Origin of the sequence: Leptothermofonsia sp. ETS-13, assembly GCF_049200465.1 — a bacterium.
Taxonomy (GTDB): Bacteria; Cyanobacteriota; Cyanobacteriia; order Leptolyngbyales; family Leptolyngbyaceae; genus Leptothermofonsia.
Genome location: NZ_CP120836.1, coordinates 4,314,548 through 4,335,826, shown reverse-complemented (window position 1 = coordinate 4,335,826; position 21,279 = coordinate 4,314,548). Strand labels below are relative to the sequence as shown.

Here is a 21,279-nt window from a genome sequence, read left to right as displayed (position 1 = left end):
CCTTGTCTTCAGCTAATCCTTATGGGATCGACTACATCTAATAAGCCATGGGCAGGGGAGTCATGGATTCGTCAGATCTGGGCTCCGTGCCTGGAGGGTCTGAGGTGGGAAAGCTGGCAGGGTCAGGCTGGACGATGGTCTGGACAACTGGGGAGGCAGTTTCGGTTGCCTTGCTGGCCGTTTTTTCCAGGATTGGTTTCAAATACAGGGTTTTGTTGGCTGATTTTGTGGTCGGTTTTGTAGATTTTGCCTTCTGCTTGAGATCCTTTGATTTGCTGCTGGCGCTCCTGGTACTTCCGCCACTTAAAGCCGCTTCAATTTCGTTTAGGGTGACGGGTTTTTCTGACTTGCCGGGCACTTCGACCACTACCATATAACCCGCAAATTTTTTGCCGCCCACCATTTGTAAGGCATCCAGGATCTTAGGCATGTGGGCTTCTACAAGCTGCCCTCTTTCGTTATACAGCTCCAGAGCCGAAAGGCAGCCAATGGTGGGGTTCCAGCTAAAGGTATCCGGGTTGCTACCCTTATTACTAAAGAAATCGGGAGATTCACCCGTGCCGTGAATTCGAAATTCACTGCGACCGACCTTACCCGCCCAGTAGCTCTGCTGAATTGCCCAATAGTTTTGCCAGGAAGAAGGCAGGAGTTTTTGGTAATCCTTTAAGGTACCCCTGAAAGTACCCGATTTGCCGGGTAGAAATTGCTTCGCACCCGGTTCAAACGGTACAAATAGCTTGACTAGAGAAAAGCGACCGTAGGCGCGAAAATACTTATCGTCAGGTTGGGGAACGACGCCTTCCAGCCGAAAGATGCCTTGAGGCGTTTGTCCTCGAACGAAGTTCCAATTCAGTTCATGGATAGAACGCAGTAGCAAGGGAACTGACCACAATGTGCCATCCCCGTAGCGAACAAACTGCCCATCCCGGTCTTTCAAAATTGCCTGACAAAGGATATCTCGCTTTGGGCGACAAAGGACGTAGAGATGGAGTTGTCGAGGGGCGATCGCCCAATTCAACAAATCTCCCAGTGGTGGCATGGCGCTAGGAGCAATGGATTCAGCCACCTCTCGCACAATAGTATAGAGATGGACATTCTTCGTCCAGTTCGGGAAGCGCGATTTCACTCGCTCCGTCAGGCTCTGGAGTTGCCCCGGAGAGGCACCACTCTTGACCAGGGCAGCCAGGGAAACGGCAATCCATTCCGGGTCGGGACTGCTTTCTATCGCCTGGAGAAAGCGCTGGCCAAATCGTTCGTAAAAGGTGGGATAGCGCAGATAGAGCTGGGTAGCCACCTTCGTTGCAGCATCAATGGTTCGCATTTGGGAGTTGGACAGTCCACGCAGGGTCGTCATCCCCAGGATCTGGTCGATCGCTTCAGCCACAAACGTTTCCTGGGGTTCCACAACCGCAGTTGTCCACAAAATATTGCGCCAGTGATTTTCGTTCTGGTTTGTGACTGGAAAGCGGGCCAAGTCATAGTTTTCGGGGCGAATCTGGCGAATTTGCTCTTGCCGCTGTTGCGATCGCGCATCTGCTGTCGCCTGGCTAACCTTTGCCTCGTTGCCAGACAATGCCTCCGGAGGGCGAGCGATTGATATAGCAGCCGGTTTCATAGCCAGACCCGCTACCACCAACCCACCGAATACAGCAAACTTGCCATATTTCCGAATCAGATCAATCTGCCATTTCTGCAAAATGCGTTTCATCACAGGTGGCTAAACGTTAAGAGGTGGCTGAACGTTAGAGCGATTTGAATGATTAGAGATGATAAAAGCATTCCCCCAGTTTTAGCATTCATCCGTTGCAAAACCAGGGATGTTCAAAAACTTAAAAGCATTCTTCAAAAAAAACTCCCGGCTTGTCAGTAAAGGAGTGGCGTAAGTTATTCTTTTACTCTCAACAAAATCTCATAGTCCAGGGATTTTGTTGGAGTAATAAACAACGCTTATCACCAGACTCTCAGAAGAACCCAAAAAACTCTTGTTCTGGGAACTCAATGTTTGCTTTGAAATTCTTCATAAATAGAGACACTATGCTACCATCTGGATGGTTAAGGTAGATTGTTGCTATTTATAGCTTGATTCTCTGTGGTGGAGGAGAGTACGGGAGTGCAAGATAGTTTACCTTTGGGGTTTCCAGGCGCCTATTTACAGCGCAACCATGCTGACCCCATTCGTGTCGGGGTTATTGGGGTTGGCAATATGGGGCAGCATCATACTCGCATTCTCAGCATGCTGAAGGATGTTGAGTTGGTGGGTATCGCAGATATTAATATCGAACGAGGAATTGATACGGCCAGCAAATATCGGGTTCGCTTTTTTGAGGACTACCGCGATTTGTTGAAGCATGTTGATGCCGTGTGCATTGCCGTACCCACCAAATTGCACTATTTGGTGGGTATGACCTGCCTCCAGGCAGGGGTGCATGTCTTGATTGAAAAACCCATTGCTGCCAGTATTTCTGAGGCGGAGTCGTTGGTAAATGCCGCGGCTGAATCGCAATGCATTTTGCAGGTTGGTCACATCGAGCGGTTTAACCCCGCCTTCCAGGAGCTCAGCAAAGTCCTTAAAACGGAGGAACTGCTGGCGCTAGAGGCTCATCGCATGAGTCCTTATTCTGATCGGGCAAACGACGTTTCGGTCGTCCTGGATTTAATGATCCACGATATTGACCTGCTCCTAGAATTAGCCGCTTCTCCTGTAATCAGGCTAACTGCTAGCGGCAGCCGGGCGTCGGATTCTGGTTATTTAGACTATGTGACAGCTACCCTGGGCTTTGCCAATGGTATTGTGGCAACCCTAACTTCCAGTAAGGTTACCCATCGTAAGATTCGGCGGATTGCGGCCCACTGTAAAAATTCATTAACCGAAGCAGATTTTCTCAATAATGAGATTCTGATCCATCGGCAAACTACTGCGAACTATATGACTGACTACGGTCAGGTGCTCTATCGGCAAGACGGTTTGATTGAAAAGGTCTATACCAGCAATATTGAACCGCTGCATGCCGAGTTGGAGCATTTTGTGACCTGTGTTCGAGGTGGCAATCAGCCATCAGTAGGTGGTGAGCAGGCCCTCAAAGCCCTCAGACTGGCAAGCGTCATTGAGCAGATGGCTCTAGATGGTCAGGTCTGGCAATCACAGGATCTCAAAGTTAATGAGGATTTCAAAGTTAATGGAAATTGTCGCTCCCTCACTCCTTCTGGGGCAGGGTGACTGTAACTGTTGTCCCAGCATTGGGCGTACTCTCGATATGGATTTGCCCCTGATGATTTTCCACGATCGCCTGGGCGATTGCCAATCCTAATCCTGAACCTGCCGCTGAAGTTTGGCTGCGGGAAGGATCGACTCGGTAAAAGCGATCAAACAGTTTCGATAATGCTTCGGGTGGAATGCCAATTCCAGTATCACTAACTGTGATTTGGAGAAAACGATTGCTCTGTCGTTTAATCTGCTTAAGTCCAACGTTGACCTGTCCTCCAGTTGGAGTATACTGAACTGCGTTGCCAATCAGGTTGGTGAAGAGGCGGGCAAGTTGGTCGCGATCGGCATAAAGAGTTGCCCAGGTGCCAGGGAGTGTGTCTGGGGCAGCTGTAAGGGCGGATTGCACCAATGAAGTGATAGGTGGTTGGGTGGGCACTGAAATTGCTGACAATTTCAGCGTAGGTTCTTCCAAATGCAAACAAAGCTCAATTCCTTTTTCGGCGGCAAGAGTTTCTTGTTCCTCGCAGACCTCTTTCAACAGCCCATCCACCGCCACCGCCGACCGTTGAAATTGAACCATGCCGCTATCCTGTCTGGCCAGAAAGAGCAGATCATCGACCAATCGCCCTAAACGCCGCGTCAATCGTTCGACTACTTTCAAATGCTGTTGCTGAGTTTGTGGCTGGGGGTCTGGGTCTGCCAGGGCAACCTGAACATTGGTTTGAATGATAGCGATTGGACTTCTAAGCTCATGGGAGGCATCGGCAGTAAACTGCTTCAACCGCTGATAAGATTCCCGCACCGGCTCCATTGCCAGTCCGGATAAAAACCAGCCGATCGCCCCTACAGCGGCAATGATCAATGCAGTCCACAGAATCAAATCGAAAAACAACTGGCGGGTTGGCTTCGTAACCTCGAACCAGGGATGGCTGACCCTGAGGTAACCAAGAACCTGCCGCCCAATTTGAATACGATGGGTAACCTGGCGGAGAATGAGTGGTTCTTCAGGCTCCTTCAGGGACTTAACTGTTTCCCCACTGTTGCTGGGGTTAAGTGGAATATCGAGTGGTTCAGTAAAGGTAGACCAAACAAGCTCTCCAGTTGGGCTATACCATTCCAGGTCAATGTGGTCATCTTCATCTGTCGCAGCACTATCTCGGAAACTCGCTTCTACATTCACGCGTAGGGGGCTACCTTCAAGGTGGGGATTGGTGGGTTCAATCACGAGCGATCGCTCCACAACCTCGACTACATGGTTCAACGTATCATCGATTCGCTCGATCAGCGTTCCCCGCACATACAGGTAAAATCCACTGGCAAACAGTAATAGCAGCACGGCCGTCACCGTGGTGTACCAGAATGCGAGCCGCCGTCGGGTCGTTTGAAACATAAGTCGTATTTACTTGTGAACTACAACTGGAGTTCCAACCGTTGCCCAGTAGAATAGCCAGCGGGCATGATTCACTGCCACATTTACACAACCGTGGCTAACAGGGGTACCAAAGCGGCGGTGCCAGTAGGCTCCGTGAATGGCGTAATTGCCAGAGTAATACATGGTGTAGGGAACGTCGGAAATGTCATAATCATCGCCCTGCATGCGCGCGTAGCGATGCCGCGTCTGGATTGAGAAAATCCCTGTGGGGGTAGGAGTAGACGATTTGCCAGTGGAAATTAGAACCGCGTAGACTGGAGATGCTCCTTCCCAGGCGATTAGGCGTTGATGGGGTAAGTCAATTTGAATCCAGCGCTGATTTGATTGTTGCAAATCCTGAATGACTTTCGCCAGCCTGCTGGGCTTAGCTGTGAGTTGGGGACTTTGGGCGAAAGCGGTAGAAAAACTAAAAATAGATAGAAATGCGATCGCCAGAGCGACCAGGGCAATTTTGCTCTTATACCATTGGCTAAATTTCATTAGGGGTTGCATACCTCTTCTCTTCTCAACAAGGTACGGCTGGGAATCCACACACCCAGGAAACTTCAAAATTCCCTAATCAGAAATTCAGAATTGTTTACGCCCCAATTTCCTGCCATGATTTCACCAAAATCTGCGCTCGCCGGGTAATTTCATGCCAGTCCTGCCGATAGATGGCCGATTGGGGGAATAAATTGCCAGATAGCCCCACTGCGATCGCCCCGGCCTTGAGAAATTCTGAGGCATTTTCAACTGTCACTCCGCCCGTTGGAATCAGCGGAATTTGTCCTAAGGGTCCCTGCAAGCTACGAATGTACTCCACTCCGCCCAGGGAATGAACTGGAAAAACTTTGACACTACTAGCTCCCACTTGCCATGCCCGCACAATTTCGGTGGGCGACAATGCCCCAGGCACTACTGTAATCTCCTGTTTCGCAGCTAGCCGAATCAACTCTGGCTCAACATGGGGAGTAAAGAGAAACTGGGCTCCTGCCGCGATCGCGGCCTTCATCTGCTCCGGCGTTAATAACGTGCCTGCCCCAATCCAGCAATCTGGTAAATCAGTCCGCAACTGATGAATCAACTCGGCGGGGCGATCGCTATTCCAGGTGACTTCGATCAACCGCATTCCTCCTTCGGCTACGGCCTTCGCCATATGCCAGCCCAACTTCCATTGGTTACAACGAATCACCGCAACCCCGCGAAACTGCCTGGCTACAGTTAACCAATGCTGTCTTTCCATAGAATGAAAGTTCTTCCTGGTTTGCAGATATTCAGTAAGGATACTAAGTGGCTCGATAAATAAACTGGAAGATGACTAATGGTCGATAAAATGATTCCTGGTCTTTACACGTTAAACGAACTGAAGTGGGCGATCGCAGCTCATCCTCAAAAGTGGCGACCCCTCATCCTCACCAACGGTTGTTTTGACCTTCTGCACGCTGGTCATGTACGGTATTTACAAGCCGCCAGAAATCTGGGACGAGCCTTGGTCGTGGGTCTAAACAGTGACCAATCTGTGAGAGCAATCAAACCACAGGCTTCAGGACTTCCCACCCGACCTATCGTGCCAGAACTGCAAAGAGCTGAAGTGCTGGCGGCCCTCAAATCAGTTGATGGAGTCATTATTTTTGCAGAACCAACCGCTGATCGGTTGATCGAAGCTCTCCAACCAGACATCTATGTCAAGGGAGGAGATTACACCATCGCCACTCTGCCGGAAGCACCTGCTGTTAAAGCTTACGGCGGTCGTATTGAATTCATCCAGGTTGAGGTGCCTAGCTCGACTTCGGCGATCGTCAACCGAATCCTTAGCTATAACCACCAGTAAACATTGTTAGACTCAATATCAGTCAAGCAATTTGGAAAGTACCAGAATTTATTAAAACCCCCTTTCGTGCTTCCCTTTATTTCAATTGGTTTTATTCATGGACAGTTTGCAGCAGACTCAATTAAGCGACTCAACCAGTAACTCATCCCAGAGAACTGCCTTCACCAACACCTCCCTAATTTCCGATGCTGGAATCGATTACACCCCTTTACAAACACTGCTTGCTGAACAAAACTTTCAGGCAGCCGATCAAGTGACGCTTCAAAAACTTTGTGAGTTAGCTGGACCCGCAGCGATTCAGCGGAAATGGCTTTATTTCACGGAAGTTGAACAATTCCCGGTGTCCGATTTGCAAATCATTAACGATTTATGGCTTCACTACTCAGAAGGAAAATTCGGTTACTCCGTTCAGCGGGAAATTTGGTTGGGCGTGGGCAAAAACTGGGACAAATTTTGGTCAAAAATTGGTTGGAAAACTGGAAATAATTGGACTCGCTATCCTCAAGAATTTACCTGGAACCTGACGGCCCCCAAAGGACATCTTCCCTCGTCTAATCAGCTCAGGGGCGTGCGGGTAATCGCTTCCCTGCTGGCTCACCCCGTTTGGACCAAGTTGAATTGAAAAGAGGGAGAGGTTAGGAAGAAAAAGAAGGAAGAAGGAAGAAGAAAGAAGGGGGAGTGAGGGAGTGAAGAAGTAAGGGAGTGAAGGAGTAAAGAGCAACTACCCTATCACTCATCCACTCATCCACCCTCCCTAACAAATAGAGCTAAAACAAATAGAGCTAAAACAAATAGAGCTAAAACAAATAGAGCTAACAGCTACTAGCCAATGGCTATGTGCCCTTTTCCAACAGGAACCCGAAAGCTCAGTATTCTTCCTTGTTTGCAAACCCTGTGAATTAAAAAATTCCGTAATCTCCCCTATCTGTTTTACGTTCATTGCCTTGAATGTTAGGGAACGCTGTGTATAGTTAAAAACTCTTGAAAATATCAAGGGTTCTACGCGGACGCACGGGGGTTACAGCTCAGAATGATCAACCCGGATAACAGATTATTTTGCCGTCTTGACAGTATGAATGTGACAACGCGCGAGCGACAACGCTTGTTAGTCATGGAGGAACTCGGCATTCTGGATTCCGAAAGTATTCCAGTTTTTGAAGAAGCCACCCAAACGGCTGCCCACTTCCTCGATACCCCCATCTGCATTTTGGGGTTGATGGAACAGGACCGCCAGCGCTTCAAGTCGGCAGTCGGATTATCAAGGTTGGGGCTGATGAATAAACTAGCAACTTCACGCCAGTTTCCACGATCAGAATCCTTCTGTGCCTATGTTGTGGATAGCCATCAGGCTCTGGCGATCGAAAATACCCTCACCCATCCTGCCTTTGCCAGTAGCAGCCTGACTCACCAGTATGGAATTCGCTCCTATCTTGGTGTTCCGTTAATGACATCCAACGGTTTCTGTGTAGGAACTCTAGCAGTTATGGATGTTATCACCCGTCGCTTCACCGAACGAGATGTTCAGTTTTTGGAACTGACCGCCCGCTGGAGTATGAGTGAATTTGAACGTAATCAAGCAGGCGTCGCTAAGCCCATTCCATCGTTAGAACCACCCTTTGATCTCAATTCAGTTGATTTCAATCCATCTGAACAGCCAGTAATTGCTGACCAGGTAAAGATTCAATTACTCAGCCATTTGACTCAAGAACTGCGGACTCCCTTAACTTCTGTTATGGGAATGGCCAGCGTTTTAACTCGCGAAATTTATGGACCATTAACGGCTAAACAGAAAGAATACCTGGACATTATCCACAATAGTGGACAGTACTTACTTTCCTTGGTCAATGAAATCATAGAACTATCAAGCCCCAAAGATAGTCCCCGAGGCCTGAATCTGGCATCGGTGGACATTGAAATGTTGTGTCAGCAAGCCATTAACACGCTAGAACATGCAGCCCAGCGGCGTGAGCAGGAGATTCGCCTATCAGTGGAGCCCGGTCGCCGTATCTGGTTATTGGACAAAGACAAGATTCGGCAGATTCTCTATCATCTAATTTTTGATGTAATTCAGTCCTCTAATGCGGGAAGCATTGTTCGGTTGCATGTATCCCATCGAGGAAGAAACCTGAATATTGCAGTTTGGGTTTCTCATCCCTGGCTAGGTGAGGGCTTGCCCTATGCTGAGGTTTGTGCTCAACCGTCGCTGGTAATAACCAATGTAAACAGTACAGATGTTGACCCATACAGCGGTTTTTCCTTATCTGAGTTAGATAGCGATCTGGTTAGCGATGGACTGGGGTTGACCGCAGTAGTGGAAGAAGACCCTGCGGAGAAATGGCGCAGTGGTGAGCTAGAAGGAGATCGTGAAAATTCGCCACATTCCAAGCTAGGATTGTTGCTCAGTCAACAACTAGCAGAAATGCATGGTGGGCAAATTAAAATTCAAGGTACGCCAGAGTCGGGTTACCGCTATATGATTAATTTGCCGCAGCTTGCTGAGCCTGGTGAGAATCTGTAAAATAGGGCGCATGAACTAGCGTAAGGGTCGGTGCCGTCATGAACATCTTCCAGCGCGTGTGGAATGCCATTGGACTTGGAGAACGGTATGACGACGAGTATGAGTATGAATACGAAGAGGACATGCCTCCAGAGTTCTATTCACCACCAAATGGAGCCTATCCTGGCGATCCACGTCCAGCCCCGGTGAATGCGCCTGCTAATAATGTTGTGGGGATGCCAAATCGCATGGCTTACACCGAGATGTGCTTGATGGAGCCTCGTACCTTTGAAGATATGCCACAGGCTGTGATGGCCCTACGGGAGCGGAAATCCATTATCCTCAATTTGAGCCTGATGGACCCCGACACGGCTCAGCGATGCGTAGATTTTGTTGCAGGAGCTGCCTTTGCCATTGATGGACATCAGGAGCGGCTGGGAGAACATATTTTTCTATTTACCCCTAGTTTTGTGCACATTAGCAGTTACCCCTCCACCACCGGGATTAATTCTGGGCAGGTACCCGTTCCTCCGCCGACACGCTTGACGCCACCTGTTCCCAACTGGGCAGCAGAGAAATCTCGGATGATGTAAAGAAGTTCAGTGTAATGTCCTCAAACTAATGTAATCACTGTGACTTCTGGGGGGCAAAATAGGCGACCGGGTAGGTAAGTTCCCAGCCCTCGATTGACATAGAGCGGATGGTTGGCAGTGGAGTAAAGCCCCTGTACCCACTCCCAGTGCTTTACAGTTCCAAAGTAAGAACGCATGGCTGGCATAAGCCGTTTGATTGACTTCGGAATTCTTTTGTAAATCTTAGCGAGGGGTAAGGATAGGGGGCCGATGCCAGGCAGAGCGATCTGCCCGCCGTGGGTGTGTCCTGATAGCTGGAGATCGATGCGCCACCGTTGCAGGGAAGCAGCACTATCGGGGTTATGGGACAGAACAATGCGAGGAATCGTGTCTTCTAGCTGGGTCATCACAAGAGATGGATCAAATTCGGATGACCAAAAATCTGCCAACCCTACCAGGGCGAAGTTTGGTCCCAGAGGATAGGCAATTTGGTTCCAGAGAACCTGAATCCCAGTATCGTCGAGGGCACGAGTGACGATGAAACGCGATCGCCGATAACGATGATCATGGTTACCCAGGACGGCGTAAATTCCACAGCGACTTTCCAGCTTTTGCAGCCATGGCACCAGATTGTAAATAGCATCTGGCTCATCTGTTATAAAATCACCCGTCAGAACCACCAGGTCTGGCTGAGCAGCGTTACTGGCGGAGATCGCCTGCGCCAGAAGCTTTTCGGAAAGACGCAATCCATCGAAATGAAAGTCTGAGAGCTGGGTTAATCGGGTTCCTTTGAGGGCAGATGGCAGATCAGCGATTGGAACCTGGATGTGCTCTATGGTTAGAGGACCTGTCAGTAATCGGTGCATGCACTGGCTCAAGAAAAGCATATATAGCCTAGCAGAGGCGATAGCGGGGAATGGGCGTTAGCTTGGTGCATTCTTCAGATTTTGAAAATATCTTCATAATGTTCTCCAGTAGGAATACCACTGCCCTCTGTTGAAAGCAGTGGTTAGGATGGCACCATTCTTCTGCTAGTACTTTGTCAAATTTGATTTGACGGTTAGCGGACATCCAAGAAGTTAGTGAAAGTTATAGCGGTAGTCATTATGGTTAGGACGGGGTGCAGGTTTCCACGCCCGCACGCATGGACTGAACTGATTTCCGCCTACCTGCATTAAACCTCAGAGGTTGCCGCCGTGGAGGGCTGAACTTGAGGCTGGAATTGGAACAGAGAGTACACCACATCGCGGCGAATCTCAGTCATCATTTCCAAGAACAGTTCGTAACCTTCGCTCTTGTATTCAATAAGAGGATCTTTCTGTCCATAGCCTCGTAAGACAACTGACTCCCGAAGCGCATCCATCTGCTGCAGATGTTCGCGCCAGAGGGTGTCAATCCGTTGCAGGATGAAAAAGCGTTCTGCTTGCCGCATCAAACCAGGCTGAATCTGGTCAATCTGGGCTTCTTTAAGGTCATAGGCAATTCGTACTTGCTCGTGCAGGAAGGTCTTGATCTCGGTGATGCTCATATCTTCCAGATGCTGGGGTTCCAGATCAGACAGAAGATAAACAAACTCCTGCACCTTGCTGACGAGTCCTTGCAAATCCCATTCTTCGGGGGGCAGATCAGCGTTAATTTTAGCGTCTACGATGTCATCCATCGTTTGCTCGGCGTATTTAATTACCTGCTCCTTCAGGTCTTGTCCTTCCAGCACCCGCCGACGCTCAGCATAAATGGCACGACGCTGATTGTTCATCACCTCGTCATACTCAAACACTTGCTTCCGAATGTCGTAGTAGTAGGTTTCGACCTTCTTCTGGGCTCCTTCAAGCGAACGGGTCAGCATCCTGGACTCGATGGGCATGTCTTCTTCAACGCGGAAGGCATTCATTAAGCCAGCCACCCGATCGCCTCCAAAAATCCGCAACAGGTTATCTTGCAGACTGAGAAAGAACTTGGTGGTACCAGGGTCTCCCTGGCGGGCAGAGCGGCCCCGCAGTTGGTTATCAATCCGGCGGGATTCGTGCCGTTCTGTTCCAATCACGTGAAGACCACCCAAGCGAACCACTTCTTCGTGTTCCCGCTGCGTATAAACCTCGTACTCCTGCCGAACGCGATTGTAGACTTCCCGCAGTCTTTGAATAACAGGATCATCCGTTGGCGCTTTCTCAGACGCGATCGCTACTCGATCTTCTGCTTCCAGTTCCGACAGGGAACGTTCGCCATAGGTTTGAACGGCAAAATCCACCGCAGCTTTGAGCAGTTTTTCCGTTTCTTTTGTCAATTCGGTTGGGTAAATCTGAGGTGATGCCTTCCAGGTCTTGACCTTCTTGCCAGGAACAAACCCCTGTCCCCCTTTCCGTTTATGCTCTGCACCGGGCACATCGGTGATGCCAAAGCTGTCTTCGTCTTCCGGTTGCACAATGCGGGGCATGAAGTATTCCCGCACCTTTAACCGGGCCATATAGTCTGCGTTACCCCCCAGGATAATGTCAGTTCCGCGGCCAGCCATATTGGTGGCGATCGTGACCGCACCTTTCCGTCCCGCCTGAGCAATGATTTCAGATTCCCGCTCCACGTTTTCAGGTTTGGCATTCAGCAGGTTGTGGGGTACTCCCCGCTCATACAGTAATCGCGACAGCAACTCTGACTTTTCCACACTGGTTGTACCCACCAGCACCGGGCGACCCTGTTCATGCATTTCGGCACACTCATTGGCAACTGCTTTCCACTTAGCCTCTTCAGTCTTGTAAACTACATCAGATAAGTCTTTTCGAATATTCGGTCGGTTTGTGGGAATCGTGGTTACTTCAAGGTTATAAATCTTGCCAAACTCTGCTTCCTCGGTTTTTGCCGTACCCGTCATTCCCGCCAGCTTCGGGTACAGCAGAAAGAAATTCTGATAGGTAATAGTGGCCAAAGTTTGGGTTTCAGGTTGAATTTCAACCCGCTCTTTGGCTTCAATCGCTTGGTGCAAACCGTCACTCCAGCGCCGTCCTGGCATCACTCGCCCGGTGAATTCATCCACAATCACGATTTCACCATTGCGAACAATATAGTTAACGTTTTTAATAAACAGTTCTTTCGCCTTGATGGCGTTGAAGATGTAATGCGCCCAGGGATCCTGAGGATCAAACAGGTCGGTTACCCCTAACATTTTTTCGGCTTCGATAAAACCCTCATCACTCAAGATGATATTGCGCTGCTTTTCATCCACTTCATAGTGACCATTGGGGTCTTCTTCATTCGCTTTCCGTACCAGACGAGCCGCCACTTCTGCTGCCCGGATGTACTTTTCACTGGGACGCTCAACTTGTCCAGAAATAATCAACGGGGTACGGGCTTCATCGATCAGAACAGAGTCTACCTCGTCAATGATGCAGTAGTGGAAGGGACGCTGCACCACATCTGCCATCGAGGTTGCCATGTTATCGCGCAGGTAATCAAAGCCCAGTTCGCTGTTGGTAGCATAGGTAATGTCGCAACTATAATTGCGTTGCCGTTCAACCTGACTCATACTCTGCTGAATCAGCCCTACGCTTAATCCCAGAAAACGGTGAACCTGCCCCATCCACTCCGCATCTCGACGGGCCAGATAATCGTTGACAGTGACGATGTGTACTCCCTTCCCGGTAAGCGCATTTAAATAGGCAGGCAGGGTGGAAACCAGGGTCTTTCCTTCCCCGGTCTTCATTTCGGCAATATGCCCTTTGATTCGTCCACCTTCGTTATCGTGTAGAATTATCCCGCCCAGAATTTGTACATCAAAGTGGCGCATATTCAGGACACGACGAGCAGCCTCTCTCACAACCGCAAAGGCTTCTGGTAGAAGGTCATCCAGGAATTCTCCCTTTTCAAGACGCTGCTTAAATTCGGCAGTTTTGCCCTGTAGCTCCTGATCAGGCAGCGCTTTGATCTCGTCTTCAAGTAGAGCAATTTCAGTCACAATTGGCTGATATCGCTTAAGTTTTCGTGCATTGGGGTCGCCCAGCAAAGTCTTCAACATGGCAGGAGATAGTAAATTCCAAAAAGCTTGAATGAGGTTGTGGCACCTTTCGGATGCCTTTAGCAAACCCGAAGCAGGAGCAGCTTACACTCTTCATCCTATCACTCTGGTTCAAAGTGACCGGCGAAGGAGAAAGGATGAAAAATGTAGGATTACGGTGCGTTTTGCCACTCACTACTGAGGGTGCGAAAGTCATACTTGTCGGCACCAGGGTGACAGGAGATACAGGTTGAAAGCCCAGGTTTTGACGGGAGCTTGACTCTAGGATGGAGAATTTTAAAGTATTTGGATTGATAAATGCGATAGGGAACTTCTTCTTCTGCGGATTGGGGACGAGAAAAGTAGCGGATGTATTCCCATACCACTAGCAAATATGGACCACTGAGGGGTTTTAGGTTGACTCCATAATGTTCTGGGTCTTGCAGGAGTTGCCGCCAGGTTTCTGTAGGCATAACAGCAGGGGGGAGTCCCACATGGCAGGTCGCGCAGTTTTCCAGGTAAATGGATTGCCCCAGCTTGAGGCGATCAGGAACAGCATCAACGGTACCAATCGCAGGGGAAGCTTCAGCGGGATTGGAAGGGGCCGTTCCCTGGGCAACAGGACTGACTGCACGCGGCTCAGTTGCGAGGGAAAGCCCCCAGCCCAAACAAATGCTCCAAAGAAGAAGGAGAAGAAGCAAAACACCAATTGATCGCCCTCGTCTGGGGGAACGACGCCGAATACTTCTAAAGTATGGACGAACTGAGTAAGGCACGTTTTGCGGAGAAAGGGGGAAGGGGTTCTAGAGGCTGGGGATTAGGGGCGAGGGGCTAAAGTGTGGCTTATGCAGTTGAAAGTCGCAAGTCTGAAGTAATTTTGACAACTCATTGTGTGTATTTTAGCGAGCGTCGAGTGAGAATTTCATGATTTTCTAACAGTGGCTGTAAAGGCTGTAAAGAGAGGAGGGTCCTAATAGTTAAAAATACGGTCTTCGAGCCATTCTCCGGTCAGAGGTAGGAAGCAAATTCCACCTATCGTATGACCGAGTCTTTTTGCAAATTGAATTATTTTGAGAATGCACACCTTCATTGTTAACCGTTGGGATGGATTGCAGTCATATTCAGTTTTGTGATCAGAAGGAGCGGATCGATCTCGAACAATTGCAAAGGCTACTCCAGGTTGCAGCCTTCTGGGCCAGGAATCGCCGGGTAGAGGACTTGGCGGTAGCGATCGCAAATAGTGAGCCAGTTATCACAGCCTGGGATGGAGAACAGCTAATCGGCTTTGCCAGAGCAACATCCGATGGGATCTACCGGGCTACGATCTGGGATGTAGTGATTCACCCCGACTACCAGGGCGCAGGTTTGGGACGCAGATTAGTAGAAACAGTACTGGGGCATCCTCGTATGAACCGGGTCGAACGGATTTACCTGATGACCACTCACCAACAATCGTTTTACGAACGGATTGGGTTTGAGCGTAATAGCAGCACAACAATGGTGCTGCACAACCCGCTGGTTGCCGACCCGGCGGATTTGCTGGTGGCAATGAATGGGGAAGTGGGCAAGTAGAACACTGTTCTCCTTTTGCCTTCTCCTGACCCTGACTCTTATCACCTGGTGTGTACGCAACTCCAACAGGAGACATGGAAGGTGTTTTAGAATTTAGGTATTGTTCTTTTTCCAGAGGTGTTCTTGGAGAATTTCCTGCACTGGCGGTATCGAGTAGGCAATCAGCGGGACTGGGTTTGGCGGGGATGGCAGACTCGCTATGCTTACCTGCGAGCGGCAGTAGGAGAGAGTTCGACCCCAATCATTTTACTGCATGGGTTTGGCGCATCTATCGGCCACTGGCGGCAGAATCTGTCAGCATTGGCCCAGTACCATACTGTCTACGCGTTGGATTTGTTGGGGTTTGGGGCTTCTGAGAAGACTTCTGCTCCCTATAGTGCTGTATTTTGGGCAGAACAGGTTTATGACTTCTGGAAAACCTTTGTTGGTCAACCAGTGGTGCTGGTAGGGCATTCAGTAGGGTCAATGGTATGCCTAGCAGTGGCAGCCAGATATCCGGAGATGGTAAAAGGAATCGTCATGATTAATCTGCCCGATTCTTCAGTGCTAGAGGCTCCCAAGTGGTTGCAGAAATCCATCGCCAGGCCCTTACGCTGGAGCATGTCTGCTCTGGCGGTAGTTACTCAACCCCTGCTGGGAATTACGAAAGGTGTTCTCACGTCGCCCCTTATTTTCTACCCTTTGTTTCGCTTAATCCGCAGTACTTCGGTGATTAAGCTGTGGGCAAGACAGGCTTACGCAACGCCAACCGCTATTACCGATGAGGTGTTGGAAATCTTTTCCAGCCCAGCCTATGACCGGGGAGCAGTAAGGGCTTTGCGGGCGATGATCCACCCTAAAACTAAAGCAGAAATGGATTGTACGGCTCGCAATGTTCTACCCAAACTGGATATTCCAATGCTGTTGCTGTGGGGCAAAAAAGATAAAATGGTGCCGCCTAAATTGGGGCCGCTGTTTGTCAGGTACAACTCCAAGCTGACCCTGGTTTCCATTGAAAATGCAGGTCACTGTCCCCATGATGAGTGCCCGGAGACGGTGAACAGGATTATTCTGGATTGGTTGGCTTCCTGGCAGTTAAGCAATACTGCCTCGTTTGCGGGCTTCCTTGTAAGAAATCCCGACGTTACGAAGTCCGGCGCGGATCATCTGTTGTTCTAAAAGGGCGAAGAAGCGGGCCCGATCGCCCCCTCGCACAACTGCTTGATTGTGAGCTTCTGCCAGTGCCACCGGGTAGCCGTATCCTTTCTGGACCTGAGCCAGCGTCAGACTAAGCGCTGTATCCAGTAGATGGGTATCGTGTGCTACCCATTCGGGAAACTCGATGCGGGCGATCTCCGTTCCTACATGGACATAGCAGAAATAAATGCGGTGATCGCCATAGGCATCTAAGATGCGGGCAGAGCTGCGCCAGAGGGGACTGCGCTGCCCTGGTTCTAAGTGCATTCCCCAAAGAACGGTGTCTTTCAGCGGATCCAGCACCTGGCAGGGGGCGCGATCGCTCTGTCCAGGGCAGTGAGTAACGCAGTCTGGTTCCTGGTAGGGGCAAGTCTGTAATCGCAGGAAATTAATGGATTCTCCACTCCGAGAGGCACTCAGGTAACCTACCAGGGGAATTCGATTGGTTCGTAACCGCTCCCAGGATTCAAGAATGGGAGGAAGAATGCGCTCTCGTGCCTCCCCTGGCAAGGGTTCTAGAAACCAGTGGATCAGGGAACCATCCACCATGGCAAGGGTGGAGGGGTAGATGGGTAGATGGGTAGATGGGGGTTGAGTTCTGAGTTTTGAGTTTTGAGTTCTGCGACGGGCGACAGGCGACGGGCGACAGGCGACAGGTGTTTCTTCTGCCTCCTGGCTCCCGTCGCCTGACTCCTGGCTCCTGGCTCCTGGCTCCTGCCACCTGCCACCTGCCACCTGTTCCCCCAACTCCGACAGCATAATGGCCTCTGACACCGTGCGCCGGTACCCCATCCACTCTTCGGTGCGAATGCCCCACTGACGAGAAATATAGAGGTCTTCAGGACGGTAAAAAATTTCGGGCTGGCTGTCTAGCAAGGGCAGTCGGTTTTGCCCGTAATGGAGAACGATGCGTCCGACGTTAATTAAGTAGCAGTAGGCAATTTCATGGTGGCTGGGGGCAATTTGGGAACCATCGGTAGCAAGAACTGTATGGGTAGCAGGGGCGATAGGAAGACTGGCGCGAATGTTCAGGGGTTCGACGGGTTCTGCGGCAGTAAACCCCAGGCGATCGCGCCAGGTTTGCTGCCGCTCCACTAACGCCGCCTGTTCCAGATACGCCTGAACCAGCAATGCTTGAGCCAATTCAAGCCGTTGACGGGTTGCCGTTGCCTCCTGCGTCAACTGTTGACTGATGCCTTGCATTTGTTGAGCCAGTTTTGTCAAATCGAGCATGGGAGGAGATAGGAAGTTGTAAGTATTTATTGGTTGGTTGAAGCAATGAGGCTTAAGGAATAAGGTGAAGGAGTAGACGAATAATCGGGTGATGGGGGGATAGGGTAATATTCCTTAGCTCCTCCGCTTCATTGAGCTTCCACCCCCTTACCCTTTCCCTTTTCACTTTATATTCGTGAAATGAAAAGGTTTTGTGATGCTTATTTCTTACTTGTCTTAGTTCCTTACTTGTAATGACACGAGATGCTATTCTTACTTGATCGGTGCGTCACGCTATCGCTAACAGCATCCTACAGGTATAACCTTGTGTGTCAATACACACTTAATTCTCCATTCCCTACGACTGGCACCTGGCTCCCTCAATTCCTTTTTCAGAATAACTACAAAAAATTTGACCAACCCCGTTTACTTTATAACGTTTCACTTTTCACTTTCTCACTTCCTACCGTATCAGCCCCTAAACTTTCCCTGTTTTTCTAAAATTTTTTGCTCAACTCTCAAAATTGTGTGTAACATCACTGATGAGTAAGCATATTCAACGCATAAAGGGTAGTTTTTTGAGGGGGCGATCGCGGTCAGTTAAAACAGTTTGAAAACCACTCCAGGATCGCTCATTGGTTCAGCAAATCTATCAAAGATTCAGGGTGTAGTTCCGGTCATAATCCTGTTTTCAGGAGCGATCTAAGTTAGCGCGAGTCTTTTATCATTCTCTTTTACGGCACACTTTGTAGGATGGCGTAGGGGTTTACGGTTTGTATCTTTCTCTTAAAGTTTATCGATCTAATCTAGATTGAGTAACATGTATTAGCAATATTTCTGAGCTATTTTCAAAAATCTTCTTCTGAACATTTAAGTAAGTAGTGAGCGGGCAGCATTGTGATTAACTCTCTGAAAGGCTTGTTTTCTGGGAAGTCTAAAGGCATCGGTGTTGAACTGGCTGCTGACCGGATCAATATCTCTCAACTAAGGAAACAAGGGCCTGGATTAAAGCTGGTTACGCTGAATTCTGTTCCTGTCCCAGAGGGCTTGTTTCATGAGGGGCAGATAACTGACTCAGCTGGTATGGCTGAATTGATTCAGTCGGCGCTGGCGGAGAACAAAGTCAAGGCAAAGCGGGTCGCAACGGCAGTTGCGGGTGGGCGCGATACAGTGACTCGGATTATTCCAATTCCGGCAGAGTTGAATGATCAAGAGCTGCGGGAAATGGTGCTGAACCAGGAAGCAGGTCTTTACCTTCCATTTCCACGGGAAGAGGCCGATGTTGACTATCAGAAATTGGGTCTATTTGTGGATGAGGATGGAATCGAAAAGTTTCAGGTTTTGCTGGTAGCAACACGCAAAGAAATAACCGATTCTTACCTTCAGACATTTCAGCAGGCAGGCTTACAAATTGATGTTTTAGAAATCAGTAGTTTTGCGTTAATTCGCACCATTCGGGATCAATTACGCCAATTTTCGCCTCAGGAAGCGGTAGCGATCGTCGATATCGAATTTGAAAGCACAGAAATATCTATTGCTGTAGATGGAGTGCCACAATTTTCGCGGACGGTTCCGATTGGGACTTACCAGATTCAGAGTGCACTTTCACGGGCTATGAATCTACCCCCATCGCGCAATACCGAGTTGCTTCAAAGTATGACCATTCCGGTGAGTCCTGCCGATACTACAATTGGCGGGCCAGGCAAAATGGGCGGCACCAATCCAGGGGCTGCTGCAATGTTACGAATCATTGGAGAGTTAGCCGATGAGTTGCGGCGATCGATTGATTTTTACTTGAATCAGGGAGACAACCTGGAGGTAGCACAGCTGTTGCTGGCAGGGCCGGGGGGAGCTATTGGGCAATTAGACGAGTTTTTTACCCAACGGCTGAGTCTGCCAAGTAGCCAGATTGATCCCATCACGGCTTTGGGTTTGGAAGTTAATCAGGACATTCCCCAGACTCAACGACCGGGGTTGGGGGTAGTACTGGGTCTAGGTTTGCGGGAGGCGATGTGATATGCACAGTCTGGATATTAACTTCTTAAATGATCGTCCGGAGTACAGGCCGGATGGTGGCGTCCGAACGAGAGGAGCACGAGCAGTTCCAACGGATAGTCGGCAGCCCCTGATTCTGGGGTTGTTGGCAGCGATTCTGTTGCCTGCTCTTGCCGGTGGGCTGCTGCTCTTTTTGCAGTCGAGAAATGCCGATCTGGAGCAGCGCCAGGTGGCTCTAGATAGCCAGCTAGGAGACATTCAAGCAAAGCAAAAGCAAATTGAGAGTCTGCGAACAGAGACGAAGCAGGTCAAGGAAGAGACTTTAGCGCTGGCGAGTGTATTCAATACGTTGAAACCCTGGTCGGCGGTAATGCAGGACTTTCGCGATCGCATCCCACCAGGAGTTCAAATTTTGCGGGTGAAACAACTACCAGTTCAACAGGGACAGCCTCAACCCAGCCCCAGCCCCAGCCCCAGCCCTGGTGCGACACCCGGTGCACCCACTCCCCCTGTGATTGGCAACGTCGAAATATCGGGAATTGCCAATTCGTTTAATGATGTCAACGATTTCATGCTGGTACTGCAAAAGTCAGCCTTTCTGGATCCCAAGGAAACCAGGCTGGTTGCCTCTGAGCTTCAGCAAACGGCTCCGACGCTGAGCACCCTTCAGTTAAAGAATGCTCCTGTGGGGACGGTTGATACCAATAACTTACCCAAGCTTCCCAGCCAAATCGAGTTTACGATTCGAACTGCATTTAACAACATACCCGCATCCGATTTGTTGCAAGAGCTAGAGAGAAAAACCGCCGTTGGCCTGGTGACGCGAATTGAAGAACTACAGCGTAAAGGGGTGATTCAGAAATGACCGTCAGTGACGACTTTGCTCCTGGTTCTAGCCTTGACACTGGACCTAATTATCCGGTTGTTTTTGGCATCCCCTTGACGCCTACAGTCAGTGGAATTTTACTGGGGTTATTGGGGCTGGGGGGAGCCGCTTATCTCCTCCTCAACCTGGTGCAGCCGGAATGGCAAAAGTATCAGGATCTGGAAGCAAAGGTGAGGGATAAGGAAGCCCAGATTCAGCAATTTCAGACAATTAACAAACAGATTGAGGAGGTCCAAAAAGAGCTGGAAGCTGCTAAAAAGCAGCGGCAAGGCGTGCTGACGATGTTTGCAGATGAATCCGTGCTGGATACGCTACTGCTGGATATTAACCGCCAAATTGATGCCCGTAACGCCGGGTTGGAAAGGGCCAGACAGGAAAAGTTAGCTGCCTGCCCCGCCTGGGTTAGGTCTAACATCCGCGAGATTGAAGAGCAGGTTGGTGATCTCGTTGTCAAATCACAACTGAAAAAGTTTACTCCTGATCCCAAACTGTCAGGTGTAATTGCCGATAATTCCTATGGGTCACTGGTCAACAACAAGCTCAAACGAGAAGTGGTCAACGTATCGTTTGAAGGAAATTTCAACCAGACACAGTCAATATTGCGCAGTATTGAGCGACTTCAACCGCTACTGGTATTGAAGAATGTGGAATTTGTCGTCGGAGACGGGACCCCAGGTAAGGTCGCCGCATCTCGTTTGTATGAGATCCGGGGGAATAACCTTCGCTTCCTGACCAATTGTCAACCGGAACCAAGGATAACCTCCACATTCCAATTAGAAACTCTGATGCCGCTAACACCAGAGGAAGCTGCAAAGGTGAACCCACCTCCAGCCCAACCACCTAAGTGAAGGATGAGCCAAACCATTGTTTGTCCGTCTGTGCAGTGCCTCCGCTGCGGGATCGCCTGTAAAACCTAACATACACGCTCTATTCAACC

The 21,279-nt window shown here is 49.6% G+C and carries 18 protein-coding genes; 10 read left to right on the top strand and 8 right to left on the bottom strand.

The genetic code is table 11. The features are described 5' to 3' along the window. Positions 1–37 precede the first annotated feature (37 nt). On the bottom strand, positions 38–1,708 hold the full coding sequence (locus P4D80_RS19720; protein ID WP_421655719.1) for a hypothetical protein: 1,671 nt from the start codon (positions 1,706–1,708) through the stop codon (positions 38–40). 402 nt (positions 1,709–2,110) lie between these two features. Between P4D80_RS19720 and P4D80_RS19715 the strand changes: the two genes are divergently transcribed. Then, the gene (locus tag P4D80_RS19715) at positions 2,111–3,217 is read left to right on the top strand and encodes a Gfo/Idh/MocA family oxidoreductase (RefSeq protein ID WP_421655718.1); all 1,107 of its coding nucleotides are present in this window, start codon (positions 2,111–2,113) and stop codon (positions 3,215–3,217) included. Here the strand turns inward: P4D80_RS19715 and P4D80_RS19710 are convergent. The 3 genes from P4D80_RS19710 to P4D80_RS19700 all read right to left on the bottom strand — a co-directional run bounded on the left by P4D80_RS19710 (position 3,195) and on the right by P4D80_RS19700 (position 5,859). Beyond that, positions 3,195–4,595 (bottom strand): sensor histidine kinase, encoded by a 1,401-nt coding sequence (locus P4D80_RS19710; protein ID WP_421655717.1) that lies wholly within the window; start codon positions 4,593–4,595, stop codon positions 3,195–3,197. The genes P4D80_RS19715 and P4D80_RS19710 overlap by 23 nt on opposite strands. 9 nt (positions 4,596–4,604) lie before the next feature. After that, a complete protein-coding gene (locus P4D80_RS19705; RefSeq protein ID WP_421655716.1) occupies positions 4,605–5,117 on the bottom strand; it encodes a L,D-transpeptidase in 513 nt (170 codons plus the stop codon). Positions 5,118–5,214: 97 nt separating this feature from the next. Beyond that, complete coding sequence (locus P4D80_RS19700; RefSeq protein ID WP_421655715.1) at positions 5,215–5,859, bottom strand: bifunctional 4-hydroxy-2-oxoglutarate aldolase/2-dehydro-3-deoxy-phosphogluconate aldolase; 645 nt, start codon at positions 5,857–5,859, stop codon at positions 5,215–5,217. A gap of 78 nt (positions 5,860–5,937) precedes the next feature. Here P4D80_RS19700 and P4D80_RS19695 point away from each other — a divergent pair, with 78 nt between their 5' ends. The 4 genes from P4D80_RS19695 to P4D80_RS19680 all read left to right on the top strand — a co-directional run bounded on the left by P4D80_RS19695 (position 5,938) and on the right by P4D80_RS19680 (position 9,537). Continuing rightward, positions 5,938–6,447, top strand: coding sequence for an adenylyltransferase/cytidyltransferase family protein (locus P4D80_RS19695; protein WP_421655713.1), 510 nt, complete (start codon positions 5,938–5,940; stop codon positions 6,445–6,447). 97 nt (positions 6,448–6,544) lie between these two features. Then, positions 6,545–7,069, top strand: a complete 525-nt coding sequence (locus tag P4D80_RS19690) for a GUN4 domain-containing protein (RefSeq protein ID WP_421655712.1) — start codon at positions 6,545–6,547, stop codon at positions 7,067–7,069. 450 nt (positions 7,070–7,519) lie between these two features. Then, on the top strand, positions 7,520–8,965 hold the full coding sequence (locus P4D80_RS19685; protein ID WP_421655711.1) for a GAF domain-containing sensor histidine kinase: 1,446 nt from the start codon (positions 7,520–7,522) through the stop codon (positions 8,963–8,965). Between the two features lie 38 nt (positions 8,966–9,003). Next, entirely contained in the window at positions 9,004–9,537 is a 534-nt protein-coding gene (locus P4D80_RS19680; protein ID WP_421655710.1) for a cell division protein SepF, read from the top strand. Positions 9,538–9,557: 20 nt separating this feature from the next. Here the strand turns inward: P4D80_RS19680 and P4D80_RS19675 are convergent, their stop codons facing one another. From P4D80_RS19675 to P4D80_RS19665, 3 genes are all read right to left on the bottom strand, one after another. Continuing rightward, positions 9,558–10,382, bottom strand: a complete 825-nt coding sequence (locus P4D80_RS19675; protein WP_421655709.1) for a metallophosphoesterase — start codon at positions 10,380–10,382, stop codon at positions 9,558–9,560. A 308-nt stretch (positions 10,383–10,690) separates the two neighbouring features. After that, positions 10,691–13,522 carry a preprotein translocase subunit SecA gene (secA, locus tag P4D80_RS19670; RefSeq protein ID WP_421655708.1) on the bottom strand — a complete coding sequence of 944 codons (2,832 nt, stop codon included), beginning with the start codon at positions 13,520–13,522 and terminating at the stop codon, positions 10,691–10,693. A gap of 152 nt (positions 13,523–13,674) precedes the next feature. Then, positions 13,675–14,202 (bottom strand): diheme cytochrome C, encoded by a 528-nt coding sequence (locus tag P4D80_RS19665; RefSeq protein ID WP_421655706.1) that lies wholly within the window; start codon positions 14,200–14,202, stop codon positions 13,675–13,677. A 403-nt stretch (positions 14,203–14,605) separates the two neighbouring features. On the opposite strand from P4D80_RS19665, the gene P4D80_RS19660 reads away from it, so the two are divergent. Both P4D80_RS19660 and P4D80_RS19655 read left to right on the top strand, forming a co-directional pair. Further along, positions 14,606–15,073 (top strand): GNAT family N-acetyltransferase, encoded by a 468-nt coding sequence (locus tag P4D80_RS19660; RefSeq protein WP_421655705.1) that lies wholly within the window; start codon positions 14,606–14,608, stop codon positions 15,071–15,073. Between the two features lie 123 nt (positions 15,074–15,196). Next, on the top strand, positions 15,197–16,231 hold the full coding sequence (locus P4D80_RS19655; RefSeq protein ID WP_421655704.1) for an alpha/beta fold hydrolase: 1,035 nt from the start codon (positions 15,197–15,199) through the stop codon (positions 16,229–16,231). On the opposite strand, the gene P4D80_RS19650 is transcribed toward P4D80_RS19655, so the two are convergent. Further along, positions 16,148–17,482 (bottom strand): DNA double-strand break repair nuclease NurA, encoded by a 1,335-nt coding sequence (locus P4D80_RS19650; RefSeq protein ID WP_421655703.1) that lies wholly within the window; start codon positions 17,480–17,482, stop codon positions 16,148–16,150. The genes P4D80_RS19655 and P4D80_RS19650 overlap by 84 nt on opposite strands. Positions 17,483–18,358: 876 nt before the next feature. Between P4D80_RS19650 and pilM the strand changes: the two genes are divergently transcribed. From pilM to P4D80_RS19635, 3 genes are read left to right on the top strand one after another with little or no spacing between them, the layout of a single operon-like run. Further along, complete coding sequence (gene pilM / locus P4D80_RS19645; protein WP_421655702.1) at positions 18,359–19,477, top strand: type IV pilus assembly protein PilM; 1,119 nt, start codon at positions 18,359–18,361, stop codon at positions 19,475–19,477. A gap of 1 nt (position 19,478) precedes the next feature. Beyond that, entirely contained in the window at positions 19,479–20,321 is an 843-nt protein-coding gene (locus P4D80_RS19640) for a PilN domain-containing protein (RefSeq protein WP_421655701.1), read from the top strand. Continuing rightward, entirely contained in the window at positions 20,318–21,190 is an 873-nt protein-coding gene (locus P4D80_RS19635; RefSeq protein ID WP_421655700.1) for a hypothetical protein, read from the top strand. The genes P4D80_RS19640 and P4D80_RS19635 overlap by 4 nt, the downstream gene beginning before the upstream one ends. Positions 21,191–21,279 lie beyond the last annotated feature (89 nt).